The organism is Pseudomonas sp. GT1P32, assembly GCF_054897805.1.
In genome coordinates this window covers 6,682,547-6,699,768 of sequence record NZ_CM142704.1, presented here as the reverse complement: position 1 = coordinate 6,699,768, position 17,222 = coordinate 6,682,547, and the positions used below count along the sequence as shown (strand labels likewise).

The following is a 17,222-nucleotide window of genomic DNA, read 5'->3' as shown; positions in this document are numbered from 1 at the left end:
GCTTCGCTCCTACAGGTTAGCGTCGTGAATTAGTACGCAGAAGGATTGATCCGGGCGAAGCTGTCCACGGTCACATGCCCTGCCAACTCCCCGCCGTCACGCGCCAGTCCGCAGGTTGCCATACCCGCCGTACGTGCCGCGTCCAGCTCTTCGACGATGTCCGACAGGAACAGAATCTGCGCCGCTTCAAGGCCGATGGCCTGGGTGATGCGCTGGTACGACTGCGCTTCACGCTTGGGTCCCGACGTGGTGTCGAAATAGCCGCTGAACAGTGGCGACAAATCCCCCGCCTCGGAGCAACCGAAGATCAGTTTTTGCGCCTGAATCGAACCCGAGGAATAAACAAACAGTTTGAAACCTTGCTGATGCCAGCGCTTGAGCGCTTCAACGGCATCCGGGAACACGTGACCTTTCAACTGCCCGGCCTGATAGCCCTGTTCCCAGACCATGCCTTGCAACGCCTTCAGCGGCGTGGCTTTGCGGTCTTCGGCGATCCAGCCCAGGAGAATCTCGATGACACGCTCGACGTCGGCGTCCGGCTCATGGCTATCCCGGCGCACGGCGTCCAGTTGCTCCGCCACATCGGCGCGCGCGGCATGCTGGCGCACGAAGTCCGGCAGGTGTTTGGCGGCGTAGGGAAACAGCACCTCGAACACAAAACTCACCGCGCTGGTGGTGCCTTCGATGTCGGTGAGAATCGCTTTGATCGGCATCGACTCAGTCCTCAAGACGCGGGAAACGGCTGGCGATGTCTTCGCCGGTGAAGTTGGCCACCCAGCCTTCCGGGTTGTTGAACAGCCGGATCGCAACGAAATGCGGATGCTCGCCCATGTCGAACCAGTGCGGCGTGCCGGCCGGTACCGAGATCAGGTCGTTTTTCTCACAAAGCACGGCGTAGACATAATCGTCGATGTGCAGGGTAAACAAGCCACGGCCGGCGACGAAAAATCGTACTTCGTCTTCGCCATGGCGGTGCTCGTCGAGGAACTTGGCGCGCAATTCGGCTTTTTGCGGATGATCGCTGTTCAGGCTGACCACATCGACGGTGATGTAACCGCGTTCGGTCATCAGCTTGTCGATTTGCTCCTGGTACGCGGCAATCACTTCTTCCTGACTGGCGCCGGGCTGGATTTTCGCCGCCGCTTGCCAGCGGTCGAAGCGCACACCTTGCTCGGCCAGGGTCGAGGCGATGTCTTCGAAATGGGTCAGCACCTTGTTCGGAATGTCAGGGCTTGAGACATGGTAGACGGACAGGCTGCTCATGAGGGCAACTCCTTAACGGTTCAGCTTTTATGGTTCAAGAGTGAGCGCGTCTTCAACTCGCACTCGAACAAAAATTCAAAGGCCTCGATCTGCCGCAACGCATCACTCATGCGGGCGCCCCAGGTGTAGAGGCCGTGACCGCGAATCAGATAGCCGACGCAATCGGGATGGGCGTCCAGCCAAGGCTGCACCTTGGCGGCCAAGCGCGCAATGTCCTGATCGTTGTCGAAAATCGGCACGCGCACCCGGGATTCGTGGGTCGAGATGCCGCTGAAAGCCTTTTGCAGCTCGTAGTCTTCGAACTCGATGAAGTCTTCCGGCGTCAGGCGCGACAGCACCGTGGCGTTCACCGAATGGGTGTGCAGCACCGCGCCGATCTCCGCACGCCAGCTATAGAGCTGGGTGTGCAACAAGGTTTCGGCGGACGGTTTCTTGCCCGGTTCCAGACTGTTGCCCGACAGATCAGTGGCCAGCACATCGTCGATGCCCAACTGGCCTTTGTGCTTGCCGGACACGGTCAGCAAGGCTTCGCTCGGCGACAGTCGGGTCGAATAGTTGCTGCTGGTGGCCGGCGACCAGCCGCGGCCATACAAAAAACGCCCGGCGTCGATGATTTCCTGGGCGAGGTGTTCACGGGTCAGGCTCATGGCCGGTCCTCTTGCATACGTGTGGCAATGATAACGGCAGCCGCGAAGGCTGCCAGACTGGCAATACTAAAGGTGAACGAGGCCCCGAGGGCATTCCAGCTGTAGCCGGAGTACAACGCGCCCAGTGCGCCGCCGGTGCCGGCCAGTGCCGCGTACAACGCCTGGCCCTGCCCTTGCTGGCGCGCGCCGAAGCTACGTTGCACGAACTGGATGGCAGCGGCGTGAAAGCTGCCGAACGTCGCCGCGTGCAACACCTGGGCAAACAGCAGTACCGATAAAAATTCAGCGAGCGACCCCAGCAACAACCAGCGCAGCGCCGCCAGCAGAAAACTCGCCAGCAGCACCCGGCGCACGGAGAAGCGCGCAAGGATCTTGCTCATGGCCAGAAACATCAACACTTCGGCCACCACGCCAACTGCCCAGAGCAGGCCGATCAAGCCACGGCTGTAACCCAGTCGCTCAAGGTGCAAAGTCAGAAAGGTGTAATACGGGCCGTGGCTCATCTGCATCAGCGCCACGCACGCGTAAAACGCCAGCACACCGGGGCTGCGCAACTGCTTGAGAAACCCGTCAGCCGACAGTTTTTCACTCTGGACCGGTTGCGCGTTCGGCACCCACAGGCTGCTGACGACGATCCCGGCCATGATCAACACCAACGCCACCGGGTAGATGTCGAGGCTGAGCCATTCGAACAAGCGACCGAGCGCGACCACGGTGATGATGAAACCGATGGAACCCCACAAGCGGATCTGGCTGTAACGGGACGTCTGCCCTTTCAGATGCGCCAGGGTGATGACTTCGAACTGTGGCAACACCGCGTGCCAGAAGAACGCATGCAACGCCATGACCATCGCCAGCCAGGCGTAGGTTTTGCTGACGAAAATCAGCGAGAACGTCAGCAGCGTGCAGACCGCGCCGAAACGCACGATGGTCAGGCGCCGCCCGGTGTAGTCCCCGAGCCAGCCCCAGATGTTCGGCGCGACACAACGCATCAGCATCGGGATCGCCACCAGCTCGCCGATGCGCGCGGCAGAAAAACCCAGGTGATCGAAGTACAGCGCCAGGAACGGCGCCGTCGAACCGAGCAAGGCGAAATAGAACAGATAGAAACTGGAGAGCCGCCAGTACGGGAGCGCCGCCACGACCGTCAGGCCGCAGCGGCTATCAGGTCAGCCATCAAAGCTGACCCAGCACCGGCGTGCTCACGCGCACATCGGCGTTCTGCCCGCGGTGACGCAACAGGTGATCCATCAGCACGATGGCCATCATCGCTTCGGCAATCGGTGTGGCGCGGATGCCGACGCATGGGTCGTGACGGCCCTTGGTGATGACCTCCACCGGGTTGCCATTGATGTCGATGGAACGGCCCGGCGTGGTGATGCTCGATGTTGGCTTCAATGCCAAATGCGCCACGATTGGCTGGCCGGAGGAAATGCCGCCGAGAATGCCGCCAGCGTTGTTGCTGAGGAATCCTTCCGGGGTCATTTCATCGCGATGCTCGGTGCCGCGCTGGGAAACACTGGCGAAACCAGCACCGATTTCCACGCCTTTGACCGCGTTGATGCTCATCAGCGCGTGGGCCAGTTCGGCGTCGAGACGGTCGAAGATCGGCTCGCCGAGGCCTGGCATCACGCCTTCAGCGACGACGGTGATCTTCGCGCCAACCGAATCCTGGTCGCGGCGCAACTGGTCCATATAGGCTTCCAGTTCTGGCACCTTGTCCGGATCAGGGCTGAAAAAGGCGTTCTCTTCCACTGAATCCCAGGTCTTGAACGGGATTTCGATCGGGCCGAGCTGGCTCATGTAACCGCGAATGACGATGCCCTGGGTGGCCAGGTATTTCTTGGCAATCGCGCCAGCCGCCACACGCATGGCGGTTTCCCGCGCCGAGCTGCGGCCGCCACCGCGGTAATCGCGTTCACCGTACTTGTGGTGATAGGTGTAGTCGGCGTGGGCCGGGCGGAACAGGTCCTTGATCGCCGAGTAATCCTTGGACTTCTGGTCGGTGTTGCGGATCAACAGGCCGATAGAGCAGCCCGTGGTGCGGCCTTCGAAAATGCCGGAGAGGATTTCGACTTCGTCGGCTTCCTGGCGTTGGGTGGTGTGGCGGCTGGTGCCGGGTTTGCGGCGATCGAGGTCGCGCTGCAAATCTTCCAGGGAAATTTCCAGCCCCGGCGGGCAGCCGTCGACAATGGCGACCAACGCCGGACCATGGCTTTCGCCCGCGGTGGTGACAGTGAACAGCTTGCCGTAGGTATTGCCGGACATGCAGGACGCTCCGTGAAATGAACCTGAATACGTAATGCGCGCCAGTATACGCAGGCTACCCAACTAGTTCATCCTCGAACCTTATGGGTGCCTGCGAGTCCAACCGGCATCTTGTTCATGATGGCGTGATGATGCTGCGAGTTTTAGCCTTGAGCCTTACCTTGTTTACCGGCTTTGTACAGGCCACCGTCCTGCAACGGCCGATCACATTGGATACCGGCACCGGGGAGCTTTTCGGCTCGTTGCTGCTGCCAAAATCCGACAAACCCGTACCGGTTGTCCTGATCATTTCCGGCTCCGGTCCTACAGACCGTGACGGCAATAACCCCGACGGCGGACGCAACGACAGCCTCAAGCGCCTCGCCTGGGTGCTGGCCAAACACAACATCGCCAGCGTGCGTTACGACAAACGCGGCGTGGCAGCGAGCCTCGCGGCGACCCCGGACGAACGCAATCTGACGGTGGAAGCCTATGTGGCCGACGCCGAGGCCTGGGGCCGAAAGCTCAAAAGCGATCCGCGCTTTGGCCAGTTGATTTTGCTGGGCCACAGCGAAGGCGCATTGATCGCCAGCCTCGCGGCGCCGAGCGTCGATGCCGCCGGGGTGATTTCCCTGTCCGGCAGCGCACGGCCGATCGATCAGGTGCTGCGTCAGCAACTGAGCAATCGCTTGCCTCCACCGCTGATGCTGCGCAGCAATGAACTGCTCGACAGCCTCAAGGCCGGCCGCACCGATGACAACGTGCCGCCACAACTTCAGGTGATATTCCGCCCGAGCGTGCAGCCGTACCTGATCTCACTGTTCCGCCAGGACCCGGCCGCCGCATTCGCCAAATTGAAAATGCCGGCGCTGATCATTCAAGGCAGCAACGACATCCAGGTCGGTGTCGGCGACGCCAGGTTGCTGCAGGCCGCCAAACCGGACGCCGAACTGGCGTTGATCGAGGGCATGAACCACGTCATGCGCATCGTGCCCAACGACGTCAAACGGCAATTGGCCTCCTACAAAGATCCGCAATTGCCGCTGGCAGCCGAACTGGGCGCGCGAATCCTTGGGTTTATTGACGGACTTCGCTCCAGTTGAGCGCTTTTTTAAGCGCTTTTTCCCTCCAGTCCTGAAAAAAACGGCCGATAAGCCTTTGTCGCCAGCGTTATGACTGGCGACAAGCTGAGCTTGGACAGGATCTCGCCGTTATGACTGATACCCCGACTTCACCCGACACCACCGCTGAAAAAGACGCACCGCCAGCGGTCGAGCTGCCGTGGGCGGACGTCCACGTCGAGCACCACAAGATGCTCCGCCTGGCGCCGTTGCAGACCGACCGCAACACCGGCGGGCGGCCACTGCGCTTTGTCGAATTCGGTTATGCCGAACGCAACGACAAGAAACACAGTCTGTTGCGCATGACCATTTCCCTGCCCGGCCAGCGCGTGCGCAAGGAACAGAACCACCTCGACGTTTGGGTCGACCACACCACAAAACGTGTGCATTTCGGGCCGGAAAGCGGTTTGCAGATCGAACCGATGAACCGTGGCATCGGCCGCTACATGGCAGCCCAGGGCATTACCTGGGCGAAAAAGCGCTGGCCCGGCTACACCGTCGATGGCACCGACCTGAACAACAAGGACGCGTTGAACGAAGACACGCGCCTGCGCCGTGATCGCTTTCTGAAGGCGCATGGTTTTGAGGTGGCGTATGCCGACGCCCAGCATTTGAAGGGCAGCGTCAAAGAGGTGCAGGTCGGCGACCTGTTGGCCGACTGGAACACCGAGAAGCTGCAGCAGGTGGAAATTCTCGAAGCGGCGCAGATGCTCCAGCAAGCCGAGCAGAACCTGGCCGAGCAGGAAGTGAAGCTGAAGAAACACGAAGAAAAGGTCAGCAAGTACAAACGCGAAGACGCGGGGCTGCGTTTCACCATTACTTGCCTGGTGGCGTTTGCGGTGTTTCAGGCGGGGCTGTTGATCTGGATTGCCACGCACCGTTAATCGGCGGTGCGGCCATTCGCGGGCAAGCCTCGCTCCTACAGGTTATTGGTGATCCCTTGTAGGAGCGAGGCTTGCCCGCGAAGGCGTCCTCAGGTCAGACGCGGGACGCGAACAACGCCTGATGCTCACGGCACTGCTGCGCCGTCAACATGAACACGCCATGCCCGCCGCGCTCGAAATCGAGCCAGGCAAAGTCGACTTCCGGGTACAACGCGTCAACGTGCACCTGGCTGTTACCCACTTCGACAATCAGCAAACCCTTCTCGGTCAGATGATCCGCCGCTTCGGCGAGCATCCGTCGTACCAGGTTCAAGCCATCATCGCCACAGGCCAGGCCCAGCTCGGGTTCATGCTGATATTCCTGCGGCATGTCAGCGAAATCTTCCGCATCGACGTAAGGCGGGTTCGACACGATCAGGTCGAAACGCTGACCCGGCAAGCCATCGAAACCATCGCCCTGCACGGTGTAAACCCGCTCATCGACACCATGGCGCTCGATGTTCTGGTTGGCCACCTCCAGCGCTTCGAACGACAGATCCGCCAGCACGACTTCGGCGTTCTGGAATTCATAGGCGCAGGCGATACCGATGCAACCGGAACCGGTGCACAGGTCAAGAATCCGCGCAGGCGCGGCGCCCAGCCACGGTGCGAAACCCTTTTCAATCAGCTCACCGATCGGCGAACGCGGAATCAATACACGCTCATCGACGATGAACGACATGCCGCAGAACCACGCCTCACCCAACAGGTAAGCGGTCGGAATGCGTTCTTCGATGCGCCGCTTGAGCAAACGTTGCAGCTTGACCAGCTCATCGTCTTCCAGATTGCAGTCGAGGTAACTGTCAGCAATTTCCCACGGCAAGTGCAAGGCACCCAACACCAGTTGACGGGCTTCGTCCCAGGCGTTGTCGGTCCCATGGCCGAAAAACAGATCCTCCCCATGGAAGCGGCTGACGGCCCAACGGATATGGTCACGCAGGGTACGAAGTCGGGAAGTGATCACGGGGTAAACTCCAGAAAAAACGACTGCCGATTCTAACAGCCAAAACGCGTTACGACGACGCAGGAAAAACACCGGCTCAGATGTAGGACATATCCATTTTTATCGCTGGCTATTGAACAAAAAGAGGATATTGACAAGGCTACAAGCCAGTAACGACGGCGCCTACGATGGTAGCGATTCACAGAAGCGCTCAGCCAGAGGACAATGTCGCAAAAGCCCCACTCCAAGGAGCCCCAGAATGTCCGTTCCAAAAACGATGTTTCAACTCAGCGGTCGCGGTTATGCCGCCGCCAATCTGAGCCATGCGACCCTTGTCATCATCGATGCCCAGAAAGAATACCTCAGCGGCCCCCTGGCCCTGGTCGGCATGGATGCTGCTGTCGCGAACATCAAGCAGCTGGTGAGCGCTGCCCGCGCAGCCGGCCGTCCTATCGTGCATGTGCGCCACCTCGGCACCGTCGGCGGGCTGTTCGATCCGCAAGGCGAGCGCGGTGAATTCATCCCGGGCCTCGAACCACAGAGCGACGAAACCATCATCGGCAAGTTGCTGCCAAGTGCGTTTCACGGCACCGAACTGCTGGATCGCCTGCAAAATCTCGGTTCCCTGGACCTGATCGTGTGCGGTTTCATGAGTCACTCCAGCGTCAGCACCACCGTGCGCGCCGCGAAAAACCTGGGCTTTCGCTGCACCCTCGTTGAAGACGCCTGTGCAACGCGCGATTTGCCCTACAAGGGTGGCGTGTTGAGCGCCGACCACGTTCAACAGACCGAAATGGCGATCATGGCGGACAACTTCGCCACCCTCGCCCTGACCCACGATCTGATCTGATCGACGCTTGATGAGCGGTTCATGCCGCCGCTCATCCGCAAAAGCCTCTCGTTAGCTGTAAATGTCATAGCCTCAGGAACATCCCGGTCAACTCCCGGTCGAAGGGCCGATACCCATTGAGGAAGGTCGGAATGAAGTTATCCGATGGTTTTGACGCACGCCGCTTGCGGCCCAAAGGCCAAAGCAACTGGCGTTTTAGATTCGGCGCAGCCTTTGCTGCCTTGCTGGCAACATGCGGTGTGTTGCTGGCGTTGGCCGGCGCCGCCAGCCTGCTGGGCCACCCGCCAGCACTCGGCGAGCTGAATGCCAGCCCGCTGGGCTCGGCAATCATTCTGGCGGTCGGCTTGTTCCTGCTCTACCTGGGCGTTTGGCTGTGGCGGCGTTGCCGTCGCCGCGCGCGCCAGTCGCAAGAGCTGAACATGTCCCCGCATCTGATGAAAAAACACGACTGAATTGACGGCCTGACGTTTACCGGGCCCCAATTGTTATCGGTCGTGTCTCGACTTGGGTAAACTGGCCGCCCTTCGCGGAGGCTGATATGCAAGACAACGATTTTTCCCTGTTCAAAAGCGCGATCCAAGGCGTCAAGCCGATCAAGCACGATCGCGCCGAAACCGGCAAACCCAAGGCTGACCGCGCGCAGATCGCCAAGCTGCGTCAAGCCGCCACCGTGCGCACCGATGCCACCACCGTTGACGGCCTGTCCGATCAGTTCGTGATCGACGTCGGCCCGGAAGACGAGCTGATGTGGGCGCGCGACGGCGTGCAGGAAAGCCAGATGCGCAAGCTCAAGATCGGGCAAATCCCCTTCGAAGGCAGCCTGGACCTGCACGGCATGAACGTGGAAAAGGCTCGGGAAACCCTCTGGGCATTCCTGGCGGAAGCGACCAAATTCGAAATCCGCTGCGTACGCGTTACCCACGGCAAAGCCGTGCGCCTGGACGGCAAGCGCCCGATGATCAAAAGCCACGTCAACACCTGGCTGCGCCAGCATTCACAGGTACTTGGCTTCACCTCGTGCCAGGCGAAACATGGCGGCGCCGGAGCGGTTTATGTGATGCTTAAACGCACTATGATGGAAGGTCGCGACGAGTAAGGCGGCTGCGACAAACTTGCAACGGCGTTTTTTCCAAGTTCCCGAACACTAGTAAAAAAACTCCGTAACGTTCATTACGGAGTTTTTTTATGACTGAAAACTCAATCAGCCTCGTACCCGTTATTCAGCCGAAAAATTCAGACGGGCAATACGATTGTCTGAAAACTCAGCGACAATGTAATTTACCTTCTTCCCTACTGCCCTGTAAGTACGGCGCGTGATCGCATTGTCTTTAACTTCACCCACTTGCACCAGCTCGGTATCATCGGTCACTTTATTAAAAGACGATTCAATCTCCAGAATGTGTTTATCATCAAAAGCTTTGTGAATATCACCACTCAACAATGGATCATTGTTGCCACTCATTAGTGCAATAATTGCTTTTTTGGTTTTTTGAGTAGCGTCTGCGGATCCAGCCATTTCTTTTTCGAGTGGCAACAGGCCTGGGTCCAGAATTGCTGCTACGCGCCTGACAATATAACTGCTGCGGGCAGATTCGAGGTTTGTCAGCAAGGCAACCGAAAGACCATTTTCAAATCGGGCGTAGTGCGCACGAAACCCCTGAAACGATCCGGCATGGTCGATTATCCGACGTCCATTGACGACGTTATTGCGCCAACCAAATCCATAACCGGTAATCGGCTGAGAACCATCGGCCATCAAAGGCACTGCCCACTCGGTATCAATGGATTGTCTGGACAAGGGTTGGTTTTTTGACAGACAGGCATCCCATGCAGCCAGGTCACTGATCGTCAGCAACAAGCTCCCATCGGCAGTCTGAGCCAGACTCTAGGAGACCGGCCCCGGATTTTCAAGCTGCCCCTCACTGGAAACGTACCCCGCCGCGCGGTTCGGGATAATGCTTTTCAGCACGTTAACCTGCGCCGTTTTCATATTGCACTGGCTAAACAGTCTTTCCCGAAGGAGGTCACCATAAAATTTGCCGCTAACACGTTTGACCACAACTCCCAACGCGATATAGCCGGAGTTGCTATAGCGATACTGAGTTCCCGGAGGAAAATCCAGTGGCTTGGATGCGAGAAGGCCGATGAGCTGCTCGTCGGTGAAATCCTGTTTTATATCGATACTATTAAATTGCTCATAGTCAGCTATGCCAGAGCGTTGCTGCATGACCTGTCGCAGGGTTATGCCGTCCCACATGCCTTTGGCTTCAGGAAAAAACGGGGCAATAGGATCGTCAAGCTTAAGCTTGCCATCTTGTACCAAGAGCATGATGGCGGAGGAGGTAAACATTTTACCGACCGATCCGGACTGGAATACCGTGGCGGTTGTTGTTGGGGTTTTGGTTTCGAGATTACTTAACCCGTAGGCCGAGGTATAGATGGGTTTCCCGTCTTTCAGAATTGTAACTACCGCCCCCGGGATATTCTGTTCCCTCATGAGGGAACTCATCGTATCGTCAACCGCGCTCGCTTTCGAAAAAGTCGGCTCAGCATTGCTTGCTGTTGCCCATACCAAACTGGCGAGTAAAAGATGTCTTGAGATTACAAATGTGTTTTTCTTGGAATTGTTATTCATTGTAGAACTCCAGATGCTTTCTGATAGCAGATCTATTTTTTTGTTCGAACGCTCAGGCTGCTTCTATGGCTTTGAGTGCGTTTCTCCGTTCGGAAATCAGTGTCACGGGTCTGATCGGCAAGTCGAAATGAAGACTCATCGCCGGAATGTGTGAGCTCTGAATACCTGCGAAACGCATGAGACAGAAATAGACTCACCAGTCCACTGTGGACAATGTAGTATGTTTCGTCAAGTAATCGAAAGAAAAATGGTGACCCATCAGTCCGGGACGACCGACACGTCCTTCCAAGTTGCGCTACAGATTTGGGGATTAGCGCCTGCCGGCAATACAACTGCCGTCACACATACGCTACCATGTGCCTCATGTCGGGAATGGACCCTGCGCTCATTGCCAATCAGCTCGGTCATAGCGTTCAGATGTTGCTATCGGCCTACACCCGATGGAGCTTTCCAGCACCGACTGGAACGAACTCGGGAAGCTTGAAAAGAGCTTGATTGGTACAACATTGGTACAGACAGAAACAGTACCCCTCTGAAACCCTTATGGAATCAGCCCCTGTGACACTGGAACAGAATTACACCGCGATTCTCGGCCAATTGGGCGAGGACGTCTCCCGCGAGGGCCTGCTCGACACGCCAAAACGTGCCGCCAAAGCCATGCAGTACCTCTGCCGCGGTTATGAACAGACACTGGAAGAAGTCACCAACGGTGCCTTGTTCAGCTCCGACAACAGCGAAATGGTGCTGGTGAAAGACATCGAGCTCTACTCGTTGTGCGAACACCACCTGCTGCCGTTCATCGGCAAGGCGCACGTCGCCTACATTCCGAGCGGCAAAGTGCTGGGCCTGTCGAAAGTCGCGCGGATCGTCGATATGTACGCCCGTCGCCTGCAGATCCAGGAAAACCTCAGCCGCCAGATCGCCGATGCGGTCCAGCAAGTCACCGGCGCCCTAGGCGTTGCGGTGGTGATCGAGGCCAAGCACATGTGCATGATGATGCGCGGTGTGGAGAAGCAGAATTCGTCGATGATCACTTCGGTGATGCTGGGTGAGTTCCGCGAAAACGCGGCGACCCGCAGCGAGTTTCTCAGCCTGATCAAGTAATTCGCAGCAACGAAGAAAACCGGCATTCATCGCCGGTTTTTTTTCGTCTGCTAAAAATCAGGTAAGCTGCGCGCCTTCTTTCGCCCCGTGAGGCTTGTACCGTGTTCGTTAAAGCGCTTCGTGTCGGCCTCGGCCAACTGATCATCTTCATCGACTTCATCACCCGTCCCGGCAAGAAGCAACGCCCTGCCGCCGCCCAGGCTCAGGTTGAAGCGGCTGCCAAGGACCTGACGCTTTATCAGTTCCACGCCTGCCCGTTCTGCGTGAAAACCCGCCGCACCCTGCGCCGCCTGAATGTGCCGGTGGCGTTGCGTGATGCGAAGAACAACGAGCAGGATCGTCAGGTTCTGCTGGAGCAAGGCGGCAAGATCAAAGTGCCGTGCCTGCGCATTGAAGAGAATGGCCAGACCACCTGGATGTATGAGTCCAAGGTGATCATTGATTATCTGGACAAGCGATTCGCGGCGGCCTGAGTTTTGGCGGCGTCCTGACGGACGCCATCGCCAGCAAGCCGGCTCCTACAGGGGGCGCGACAGTCACAAATCTTGTGTACACCGCCAATTTGTAGGAGCCGGCTTGCTGGCGATGAGGCCCGCCCGCACACCGCAAAACCCAAATAAAAAAACCGGCCCATGAGCCGGTTTTTTTATCTCTGCGATCAGGCCGCTTCCGCAGCCTGCGCCTGTCGCACCACCGCCGCCAATCGCTTCAACCCTTCATCCAGCCGCGCCGGATCGATGTGGCTGAAGTTCAGCCGCAAATGCCCCGGGTGATTGTCCGGCTCCGGAAAAAACGGCTCACCCGGCATGAACGCCACATCCGCCGCCAGTGCCGGCTTGAGCAACGTGCGCGTGTCCAGCGGTTGTTTCAGCGTCAACCAGAAAAACAGCCCGCCCTGCGGCACGTTCCACTCTGCCAAATCAGAAAAATGCGTTTCCAGCGCCGACTGAAACGCATCCCGACGCACCCGGTAAAAGTCCCGCAGCTCACTCAGGTGCTGCTGGAATTTCTCGGTGCCGATCCATTGCAACGCTTGCCACTGGCCGACGCGGTTGGTGTGCAGATCGGCGGATTGCTTGAGTTTCAGCAAATGCGGAAACAGGTCCGGACTGGCAATCAGATAGCCGACCCGCAGCCCTGGCAACAGGGTTTTCGACACGGTGCCAGTGTAGATCCAACTGGTCTTTTTCAAGCGACTGACGATTGGCCTGGCACTGCCGCCATCAAACGTCAGCTCGCGATACGGCTCGTCTTCGATCAAGGTGACGCCAAACTCATCCAGCAACGCGGCGACCGCATCGCGCTTGGCTTCGCTATAGCGCACCGCCGATGGGTTCTGAAATGTCGGAATCAGGTAGATGAACGCAGGTTTGTGTTTTTCCAGACGCGTGCGCAGCTCAAGCAGATTCGGGCCATCGGCCTCCAGCGGCACGGTGATGCAGTCGGCGCCAAACAGTTGAAAGATCTGCAACGCCGCCAGGTACGTCGGCGCTTCGAGCAGGATCTCGGTGCCTTTGTCGATGTAGAGCTTGGCCGCCAGATCGAGGGTTTGCTGCGAGCCGCTGACCACTAATACCTGACTCGCCTCGCACGGCACGCCCAGCGCTTGCGCCTCGGCCGCCAAGGCCTCGCGCAACGCCGGCTCCCCTTCGCTCATGCCGTATTGGCCGATGGACAGCGGCATCTCGGCCCATTCGACTGCCGGCAGCATGACTTCGGCCGGCAAGCCACCGGCGAACGACATCACTTGCGGGCGCTGGGCAGCGGCGAGAATTTCACGGATCAGAGAACTTTTAAGGCGCGAGACACGTTCGGAAAAAGCCATGGGAGGTCACCGGTAGCGAGGCCTGAGGAAAATGAGTCAAACTGGTTGACCGAAATTACGACAACCCGAACGGATACGTCAACATGCTTGACCTTAAAAATCCCGCCTCCCAGCAACAGGCCATGGAAGCGTTTTTCTTCGGCTACCAGGCGTTCACCGCCAAGGCCGACGAAATGCTCGAGCGTCGCGGCTTGAGCCGGGTGCATCAACGCATCGTGTTTTTTATCGCCCGATACCCGAATCTCAGCGTCAAGGAGTTGCTGGCATTGCTGGGTGTGAGCAAGCAAGCACTGAACATTCCACTGCGCCAGTTAGTGGAAATGCACCTGGTGGACAGCGTTGCGTCCGAGACCGACAAGCGTAAGCGGCTGCTAGAGCTGACCGTGGAAGGAGCGCGGTTTGAGCAGTCATTGCGGCGTGAGCAGGTGAAACTGCTGGAGCGGGTGTTTGCCGAGGCTGGGGAGACGGCGGTGAATGGGTGGTTGGCGGTGAATCTGGCGCTTGGGGAGAACCAGCAAAAAATCTGAATCCTTGAAACCGCCTTCGCGGGCAAGTCGGATCGCCGCACCGCTCGCTCCTACAGGTTATACGCACCTATGGTAGGAGCGAGGCTTGCCCGCGAAGGCGTCCTTCCTGGCGATATATCCCTATTGCCAAACTTTTCGTCTACAAAATCAAAAACATTATTTGCATTATTTGTATACAAAAGCATAATCCACTGCGTGCGAGTTCCTGACCAAGCGGTCAACAAATTCGCGAATGCCTCAAAGGGCCGCTGCCACCCTCATGGGTCCGGCCCTGGAAATAACAATAAAACTCTTGAGGAGTACTCGCTGTGGAAAGCCGCAAATCCGAAGCCCCGACGCTGGAACTCTCGCCGCCGTTACGCAATGGCTGGCTGGAACGCATCTTCAAACTCACCTTGCATGGCACCACGGTGAAGACCGAGTTGATTGCCGGTCTGACAACCTTTATCACCATGGCTTACATCATCTTCGTCAACCCCAACATCATGGCCGACGCCGGGATCGATCACGGCGCGGCATTCGTTGCAACGTGCATCGCGGCTGCACTGGGTTGCCTGTTGATGGGCCTGTACGCCAACTGGCCGGTCGGCCTCGCGCCGGGCATGGGCCTCAACGCCTTCTTCACCTACACCGTGGTCGGCACCATGGGCTACAACTGGGAAACCGCACTTGGTGCAGTGTTCGTGTCCGGTGTGTTGTTCATGATCCTGACCTTCTCCAAGATCCGCGAATGGCTGCTCAACAGCATTCCGGTGAGCCTGCGCTTTGCGATGGGCGCCGGCGTAGGTCTGTTCCTCGGCCTGATCGGCTTGAAAACCGCCGGCATCGTCGTCGATAGCCCGGCGACGCTGATCAAGCTCGGCTCACTGCGTGAACCCGGCCCGCTGCTCGCCGCGATCTGCTTCCTGATGATCGCCGTGCTCAGCTACCACAAGGTGTTCGGTGCGATTCTCATCAGCATCATCACCGTAACGCTGGCCGGTTGGGGTCTGGGACTGGTGCATTACGAAGGGATCATGTCGGCACCGCCGAGCCTGGCACCGACCTGGATGGCCATGAACGTCGCCGGCGTATTCAACGTCAGCATGATCAGCGTGGTGCTGGCCTTCCTCTTCGTGCACATGTTCGACACCGCCGGCACTTTGATGGGCGTCGCCCAACGCGCCAACCTGGTGAATGCGGACGGCCGCATCGAAAACCTCTCTCGCGCCATGAAAGCCGACAGCGCCTCCAGCGTATTCGGCGCCGTGGTGGGTGTTCCTCCGGTAACAAGTTATGTGGAAAGTGCCGCGGGTGTAGCCGCTGGTGGTCGGACTGGTCTTACCGCAGTGACCGTAGGTGTGTTATTTATTGCAGCCATGTTTTTCGCACCGCTGGCTGGCATGATCCCCGCTTATGCAACAGCCGGCGCGCTGATTTACGTGGCGATGCTGATGATGGGCGGCATGGCGCACATCGAATGGGACGAAGCGACCGACAGCATTCCGGCGATCGTCACCGCGATCATGATGCCGCTGACCTTCTCGGTCGCCGACGGCATTGCGCTGGGCTTCATCACCTATGTGGCGTTGAAAGCCGGCACCGGTAAATACAAGGAAATTTCCGTGAGCCTGTGGGTGCTCTGCGCGATCTTCATCGCCAAGTTCATTTTCTTGTAAGCCGTAGACGTTTCAAAACAGCCTCACCCCGTCGGGTGAGGCTTTTGTGCAAATGGAGGAAAGTGATGAGTCTGGAAACCTGGCTGCTGTTCAGCGGCGCTGCGCTGGTGGTGATCCTGATCCCGGGGCCCCTGTCTTTGCTGATGATCAGCAACAGTCTGAATTACGGTTTGCGCCGTTCTTACCCGGCGTTTTTGGGTGGCGTGATTGCGTCGATCTGCTTGCTCAGCGCTTCCGCGCTGGGATTGGGGGCGTTGTTGCTGGCTTCTGAACAGTTGTTCAGCGCATTGAAAATCGTCGGTGCGCTGTACCTGTTCTACCTCGCCTGGCAGAGCTGGCAGCAATCGCGCCAGCCATCGGTCGGCGCCGAAGTGCCCCAGGCTGCGCCGGTGCCGCGTTTCCGTGCCCTGTTCGGGCGCGCATTTGTGCTGGGTGCGAGCAATCCGAAAGACATCCTGTTCTTTGCCGCGTTCCTGCCGCAGTTCTTGAGCGCCGGGCAACCGTTCCTGCCGCAGTTGCTGGTGATGATTGCCACGTGGACCGTATTGGATCTGCTGTGCAAATTGGCTTACGGGCTAGGTGCCCATGGTGCGGCGCGGTATCTGCGCAGTGGCAAGGGGCAGAGCTGGTTTAACCGGGTGAGTGCGGGGTTGTTCAGTGGTGCCGGCGCAGCATCGCTGTTGAGCCGTTAAAAGCATCGCCGGCAAGCCGGCTCCTACAAAGGTTGCGTAAAACCTGTAGGAGCCGGCTTGCCGGCGATGGCGTCAGAACAGTCACCACATTCCTGAAGACGAAAAAAAGCCCGCAGTGTGAGCGGGCGAAAGACCAAAGAAGCTATATGCGCAGTCGCTTCTCGGAGGCGGCAGCTGCTTGGGGGATCAGCTGCCGCGGTACGTGGAATAGCTGTAAGGCGAAATCAGCAGCGGCACATGGTAGTGATCCTGTTCCGCGGAGATGCCAAACCGCAGCACCACCACATCCAGGAACGCAGGCTCCGGCAGCTGAACGCCACGGGCGCGGTAGTAATCGCCCGCATGAAACTGCACCTGATAGACCCCGGTGCGGTAGTCATCGCCCTGCAGCAGCGGTGCATCGACACGGCCGTCGCTGTTGGTGATTGCGCTGGCGACCAATTCCAGCTGCGAGCCTTCAACGCGGTACAACTCGACCTTGATCGAGCTGCCCGGGCAACCGTGTGCAGCGTCCAAAACGTGTGTAGTCAAACGTCCCATTGATTCTGCGCGCCTGCCTGCGTGGAGCAGTCAGACCTCGCGCCTCCCGAAGTCAGTTGAAAAGGAGACCGCACCGATTCGGAGCACGAAAAGCTGCGGCGAGCGACTGATTAAGACACTTTTCAAAAAAATTGTACACAATAAAAACGACATTTTTGCAGCCGACACCGCCATTCAAGGATTCGCAGCCAATCTGACGCCAAACCATACGAGCAGCGGACCTTCTATCCATTAGCTGACCAACTGG

The 17,222-nt window shown here is 58.3% G+C and carries 20 protein-coding genes; 10 read left to right on the top strand and 10 right to left on the bottom strand.

What is annotated here, in order from left to right; genetic code table 11:
- Window positions 1-29: 29 nt before the first annotated feature.
- From mtnC to aroC, 5 genes are read right to left on the bottom strand one after another with little or no spacing between them, the layout of a single operon-like run.
- Window positions 30-713 (bottom strand): acireductone synthase, encoded by a 684-nt coding sequence (mtnC, locus tag ACYZUC_RS30645; RefSeq protein WP_461992441.1) that lies wholly within the window; start codon window positions 711-713, stop codon window positions 30-32.
- Between the two features lie 4 nt (window positions 714-717).
- A complete protein-coding gene (locus ACYZUC_RS30640) occupies window positions 718-1,263 on the bottom strand; it encodes a 1,2-dihydroxy-3-keto-5-methylthiopentene dioxygenase (protein ID WP_008031498.1) in 546 nt (181 codons plus the stop codon).
- A 20-nt stretch (window positions 1,264-1,283) separates the two neighbouring features.
- Window positions 1,284-1,910, bottom strand: a complete 627-nt coding sequence (locus tag ACYZUC_RS30635; protein ID WP_461992439.1) for a methylthioribulose 1-phosphate dehydratase — start codon at window positions 1,908-1,910, stop codon at window positions 1,284-1,286.
- Window positions 1,907-3,052: an MFS transporter gene (locus ACYZUC_RS30630; protein ID WP_461992437.1), complete on the bottom strand. Its 1,146-nt coding sequence runs from the start codon at window positions 3,050-3,052 to the stop codon at window positions 1,907-1,909. The genes ACYZUC_RS30635 and ACYZUC_RS30630 overlap by 4 nt, the downstream gene beginning before the upstream one ends.
- Window positions 3,053-3,086: 34 nt before the next feature.
- Complete coding sequence (aroC, locus tag ACYZUC_RS30625; protein ID WP_008031492.1) at window positions 3,087-4,178, bottom strand: chorismate synthase; 1,092 nt, start codon at window positions 4,176-4,178, stop codon at window positions 3,087-3,089.
- A gap of 83 nt (window positions 4,179-4,261) precedes the next feature.
- On the opposite strand from aroC, the gene ACYZUC_RS30620 reads away from it, so the two are divergent.
- Together ACYZUC_RS30620 and ACYZUC_RS30615 are read left to right on the top strand one after the other, a co-directional pair.
- Window positions 4,262-5,260 (top strand): alpha/beta hydrolase, encoded by a 999-nt coding sequence (locus tag ACYZUC_RS30620; protein WP_461992435.1) that lies wholly within the window; start codon window positions 4,262-4,264, stop codon window positions 5,258-5,260.
- Between the two features lie 110 nt (window positions 5,261-5,370).
- A complete protein-coding gene (locus ACYZUC_RS30615) occupies window positions 5,371-6,162 on the top strand; it encodes a hypothetical protein (protein WP_192419063.1) in 792 nt (263 codons plus the stop codon).
- A 94-nt stretch (window positions 6,163-6,256) separates the two neighbouring features.
- Here ACYZUC_RS30615 and prmB read toward each other — a convergent pair whose 3' ends face one another.
- Window positions 6,257-7,165 carry a 50S ribosomal protein L3 N(5)-glutamine methyltransferase gene (gene prmB / locus ACYZUC_RS30610; protein WP_192227315.1) on the bottom strand — a complete coding sequence of 303 codons (909 nt, stop codon included), beginning with the start codon at window positions 7,163-7,165 and terminating at the stop codon, window positions 6,257-6,259.
- A gap of 238 nt (window positions 7,166-7,403) precedes the next feature.
- Between prmB and ACYZUC_RS30605 the strand changes: the two genes are divergently transcribed.
- The 3 genes from ACYZUC_RS30605 (at window position 7,404) to ACYZUC_RS30595 (ending at window position 9,090) form a co-directional block, all read left to right on the top strand.
- Window positions 7,404-7,994, top strand: coding sequence for a cysteine hydrolase family protein (locus tag ACYZUC_RS30605; RefSeq protein ID WP_008031485.1), 591 nt, complete (start codon window positions 7,404-7,406; stop codon window positions 7,992-7,994).
- A 131-nt stretch (window positions 7,995-8,125) separates the two neighbouring features.
- Window positions 8,126-8,446: a hypothetical protein gene (locus ACYZUC_RS30600; protein ID WP_461992432.1), complete on the top strand. Its 321-nt coding sequence runs from the start codon at window positions 8,126-8,128 to the stop codon at window positions 8,444-8,446.
- Between the two features lie 86 nt (window positions 8,447-8,532).
- Window positions 8,533-9,090 carry a Smr/MutS family protein gene (locus ACYZUC_RS30595; protein ID WP_461992431.1) on the top strand — a complete coding sequence of 186 codons (558 nt, stop codon included), beginning with the start codon at window positions 8,533-8,535 and terminating at the stop codon, window positions 9,088-9,090.
- A gap of 120 nt (window positions 9,091-9,210) precedes the next feature.
- On the opposite strand, the gene ACYZUC_RS30590 is transcribed toward ACYZUC_RS30595, so the two are convergent.
- Together ACYZUC_RS30590 and ACYZUC_RS30585 are read right to left on the bottom strand one after the other, a co-directional pair.
- Window positions 9,211-9,852, bottom strand: a complete 642-nt coding sequence (locus ACYZUC_RS30590; RefSeq protein ID WP_461992429.1) for a hypothetical protein — start codon at window positions 9,850-9,852, stop codon at window positions 9,211-9,213.
- 27 nt (window positions 9,853-9,879) lie between these two features.
- Window positions 9,880-10,629: a serine hydrolase domain-containing protein gene (locus ACYZUC_RS30585; protein ID WP_461992427.1), complete on the bottom strand. Its 750-nt coding sequence runs from the start codon at window positions 10,627-10,629 to the stop codon at window positions 9,880-9,882.
- A 558-nt stretch (window positions 10,630-11,187) separates the two neighbouring features.
- Here ACYZUC_RS30585 and folE point away from each other — a divergent pair.
- Both folE and ACYZUC_RS30575 read left to right on the top strand, forming a co-directional pair.
- Window positions 11,188-11,733: a GTP cyclohydrolase I FolE gene (gene folE / locus ACYZUC_RS30580; RefSeq protein ID WP_010456659.1), complete on the top strand. Its 546-nt coding sequence runs from the start codon at window positions 11,188-11,190 to the stop codon at window positions 11,731-11,733.
- Window positions 11,734-11,834: 101 nt separating this feature from the next.
- On the top strand, window positions 11,835-12,206 hold the full coding sequence (locus ACYZUC_RS30575; protein WP_008042800.1) for a glutathione S-transferase N-terminal domain-containing protein: 372 nt from the start codon (window positions 11,835-11,837) through the stop codon (window positions 12,204-12,206).
- Between the two features lie 185 nt (window positions 12,207-12,391).
- Here ACYZUC_RS30575 and ACYZUC_RS30570 read toward each other — a convergent pair whose 3' ends face one another.
- Complete coding sequence (locus ACYZUC_RS30570) at window positions 12,392-13,558, bottom strand: aminotransferase-like domain-containing protein (RefSeq protein ID WP_461992425.1); 1,167 nt, start codon at window positions 13,556-13,558, stop codon at window positions 12,392-12,394.
- A gap of 83 nt (window positions 13,559-13,641) precedes the next feature.
- Here ACYZUC_RS30570 and ACYZUC_RS30565 point away from each other — a divergent pair, with 83 nt between their 5' ends.
- The 3 genes from ACYZUC_RS30565 to ACYZUC_RS30555 all read left to right on the top strand — a co-directional run bounded on the left by ACYZUC_RS30565 (window position 13,642) and on the right by ACYZUC_RS30555 (window position 16,435).
- Complete coding sequence (locus tag ACYZUC_RS30565; protein WP_008031465.1) at window positions 13,642-14,085, top strand: MarR family winged helix-turn-helix transcriptional regulator; 444 nt, start codon at window positions 13,642-13,644, stop codon at window positions 14,083-14,085.
- A 308-nt stretch (window positions 14,086-14,393) separates the two neighbouring features.
- A complete protein-coding gene (locus ACYZUC_RS30560; protein WP_461992423.1) occupies window positions 14,394-15,743 on the top strand; it encodes an NCS2 family permease in 1,350 nt (449 codons plus the stop codon).
- 65 nt (window positions 15,744-15,808) lie between these two features.
- Window positions 15,809-16,435 (top strand): LysE family translocator, encoded by a 627-nt coding sequence (locus tag ACYZUC_RS30555; protein WP_008031463.1) that lies wholly within the window; start codon window positions 15,809-15,811, stop codon window positions 16,433-16,435.
- Window positions 16,436-16,621: 186 nt separating this feature from the next.
- Here the strand turns inward: ACYZUC_RS30555 and uraH are convergent, their stop codons facing one another.
- Window positions 16,622-16,975, bottom strand: coding sequence for a hydroxyisourate hydrolase (gene uraH / locus ACYZUC_RS30550; RefSeq protein ID WP_008031462.1), 354 nt, complete (start codon window positions 16,973-16,975; stop codon window positions 16,622-16,624).
- Window positions 16,976-17,222: the final 247 nt, after the last annotated feature.

Excerpts from the sequence above, each read along its gene's own strand:
- mtnC (WP_461992441.1), bottom strand. The coding sequence starts at position 713 with ATGCCGATCAAAGCGATTCTCACCGACATCGAAGGCACCACCAGCGCG.
- ACYZUC_RS30640 (WP_008031498.1), bottom strand. The coding sequence starts at position 1,263 with ATGAGCAGCCTGTCCGTCTACCATGTCTCAAGCCCTGACATTCCGAAC.
- ACYZUC_RS30635 (WP_461992439.1), bottom strand. The coding sequence starts at position 1,910 with ATGAGCCTGACCCGTGAACACCTCGCCCAGGAAATCATCGACGCCGGG.
- aroC (WP_008031492.1), bottom strand. The coding sequence starts at position 4,178 with ATGTCCGGCAATACCTACGGCAAGCTGTTCACTGTCACCACCGCGGGC.
- ACYZUC_RS30620 (WP_461992435.1), top strand. The coding sequence starts at position 4,262 with ATGGGTGCCTGCGAGTCCAACCGGCATCTTGTTCATGATGGCGTGATG.
- ACYZUC_RS30615 (WP_192419063.1), top strand. The coding sequence starts at position 5,371 with ATGACTGATACCCCGACTTCACCCGACACCACCGCTGAAAAAGACGCA.
- ACYZUC_RS30605 (WP_008031485.1), top strand. The coding sequence starts at position 7,404 with ATGTCCGTTCCAAAAACGATGTTTCAACTCAGCGGTCGCGGTTATGCC.
- ACYZUC_RS30600 (WP_461992432.1), top strand. The coding sequence starts at position 8,126 with ATGAAGTTATCCGATGGTTTTGACGCACGCCGCTTGCGGCCCAAAGGC.
- ACYZUC_RS30595 (WP_461992431.1), top strand. The coding sequence starts at position 8,533 with ATGCAAGACAACGATTTTTCCCTGTTCAAAAGCGCGATCCAAGGCGTC.
- ACYZUC_RS30585 (WP_461992427.1), bottom strand. The coding sequence starts at position 10,629 with ATGAATAACAATTCCAAGAAAAACACATTTGTAATCTCAAGACATCTT.
- ACYZUC_RS30570 (WP_461992425.1), bottom strand. The coding sequence starts at position 13,558 with ATGGCTTTTTCCGAACGTGTCTCGCGCCTTAAAAGTTCTCTGATCCGT.
- ACYZUC_RS30565 (WP_008031465.1), top strand. The coding sequence starts at position 13,642 with ATGCTTGACCTTAAAAATCCCGCCTCCCAGCAACAGGCCATGGAAGCG.
- ACYZUC_RS30555 (WP_008031463.1), top strand. The coding sequence starts at position 15,809 with ATGAGTCTGGAAACCTGGCTGCTGTTCAGCGGCGCTGCGCTGGTGGTG.
- uraH (WP_008031462.1), bottom strand. The coding sequence starts at position 16,975 with ATGGGACGTTTGACTACACACGTTTTGGACGCTGCACACGGTTGCCCG.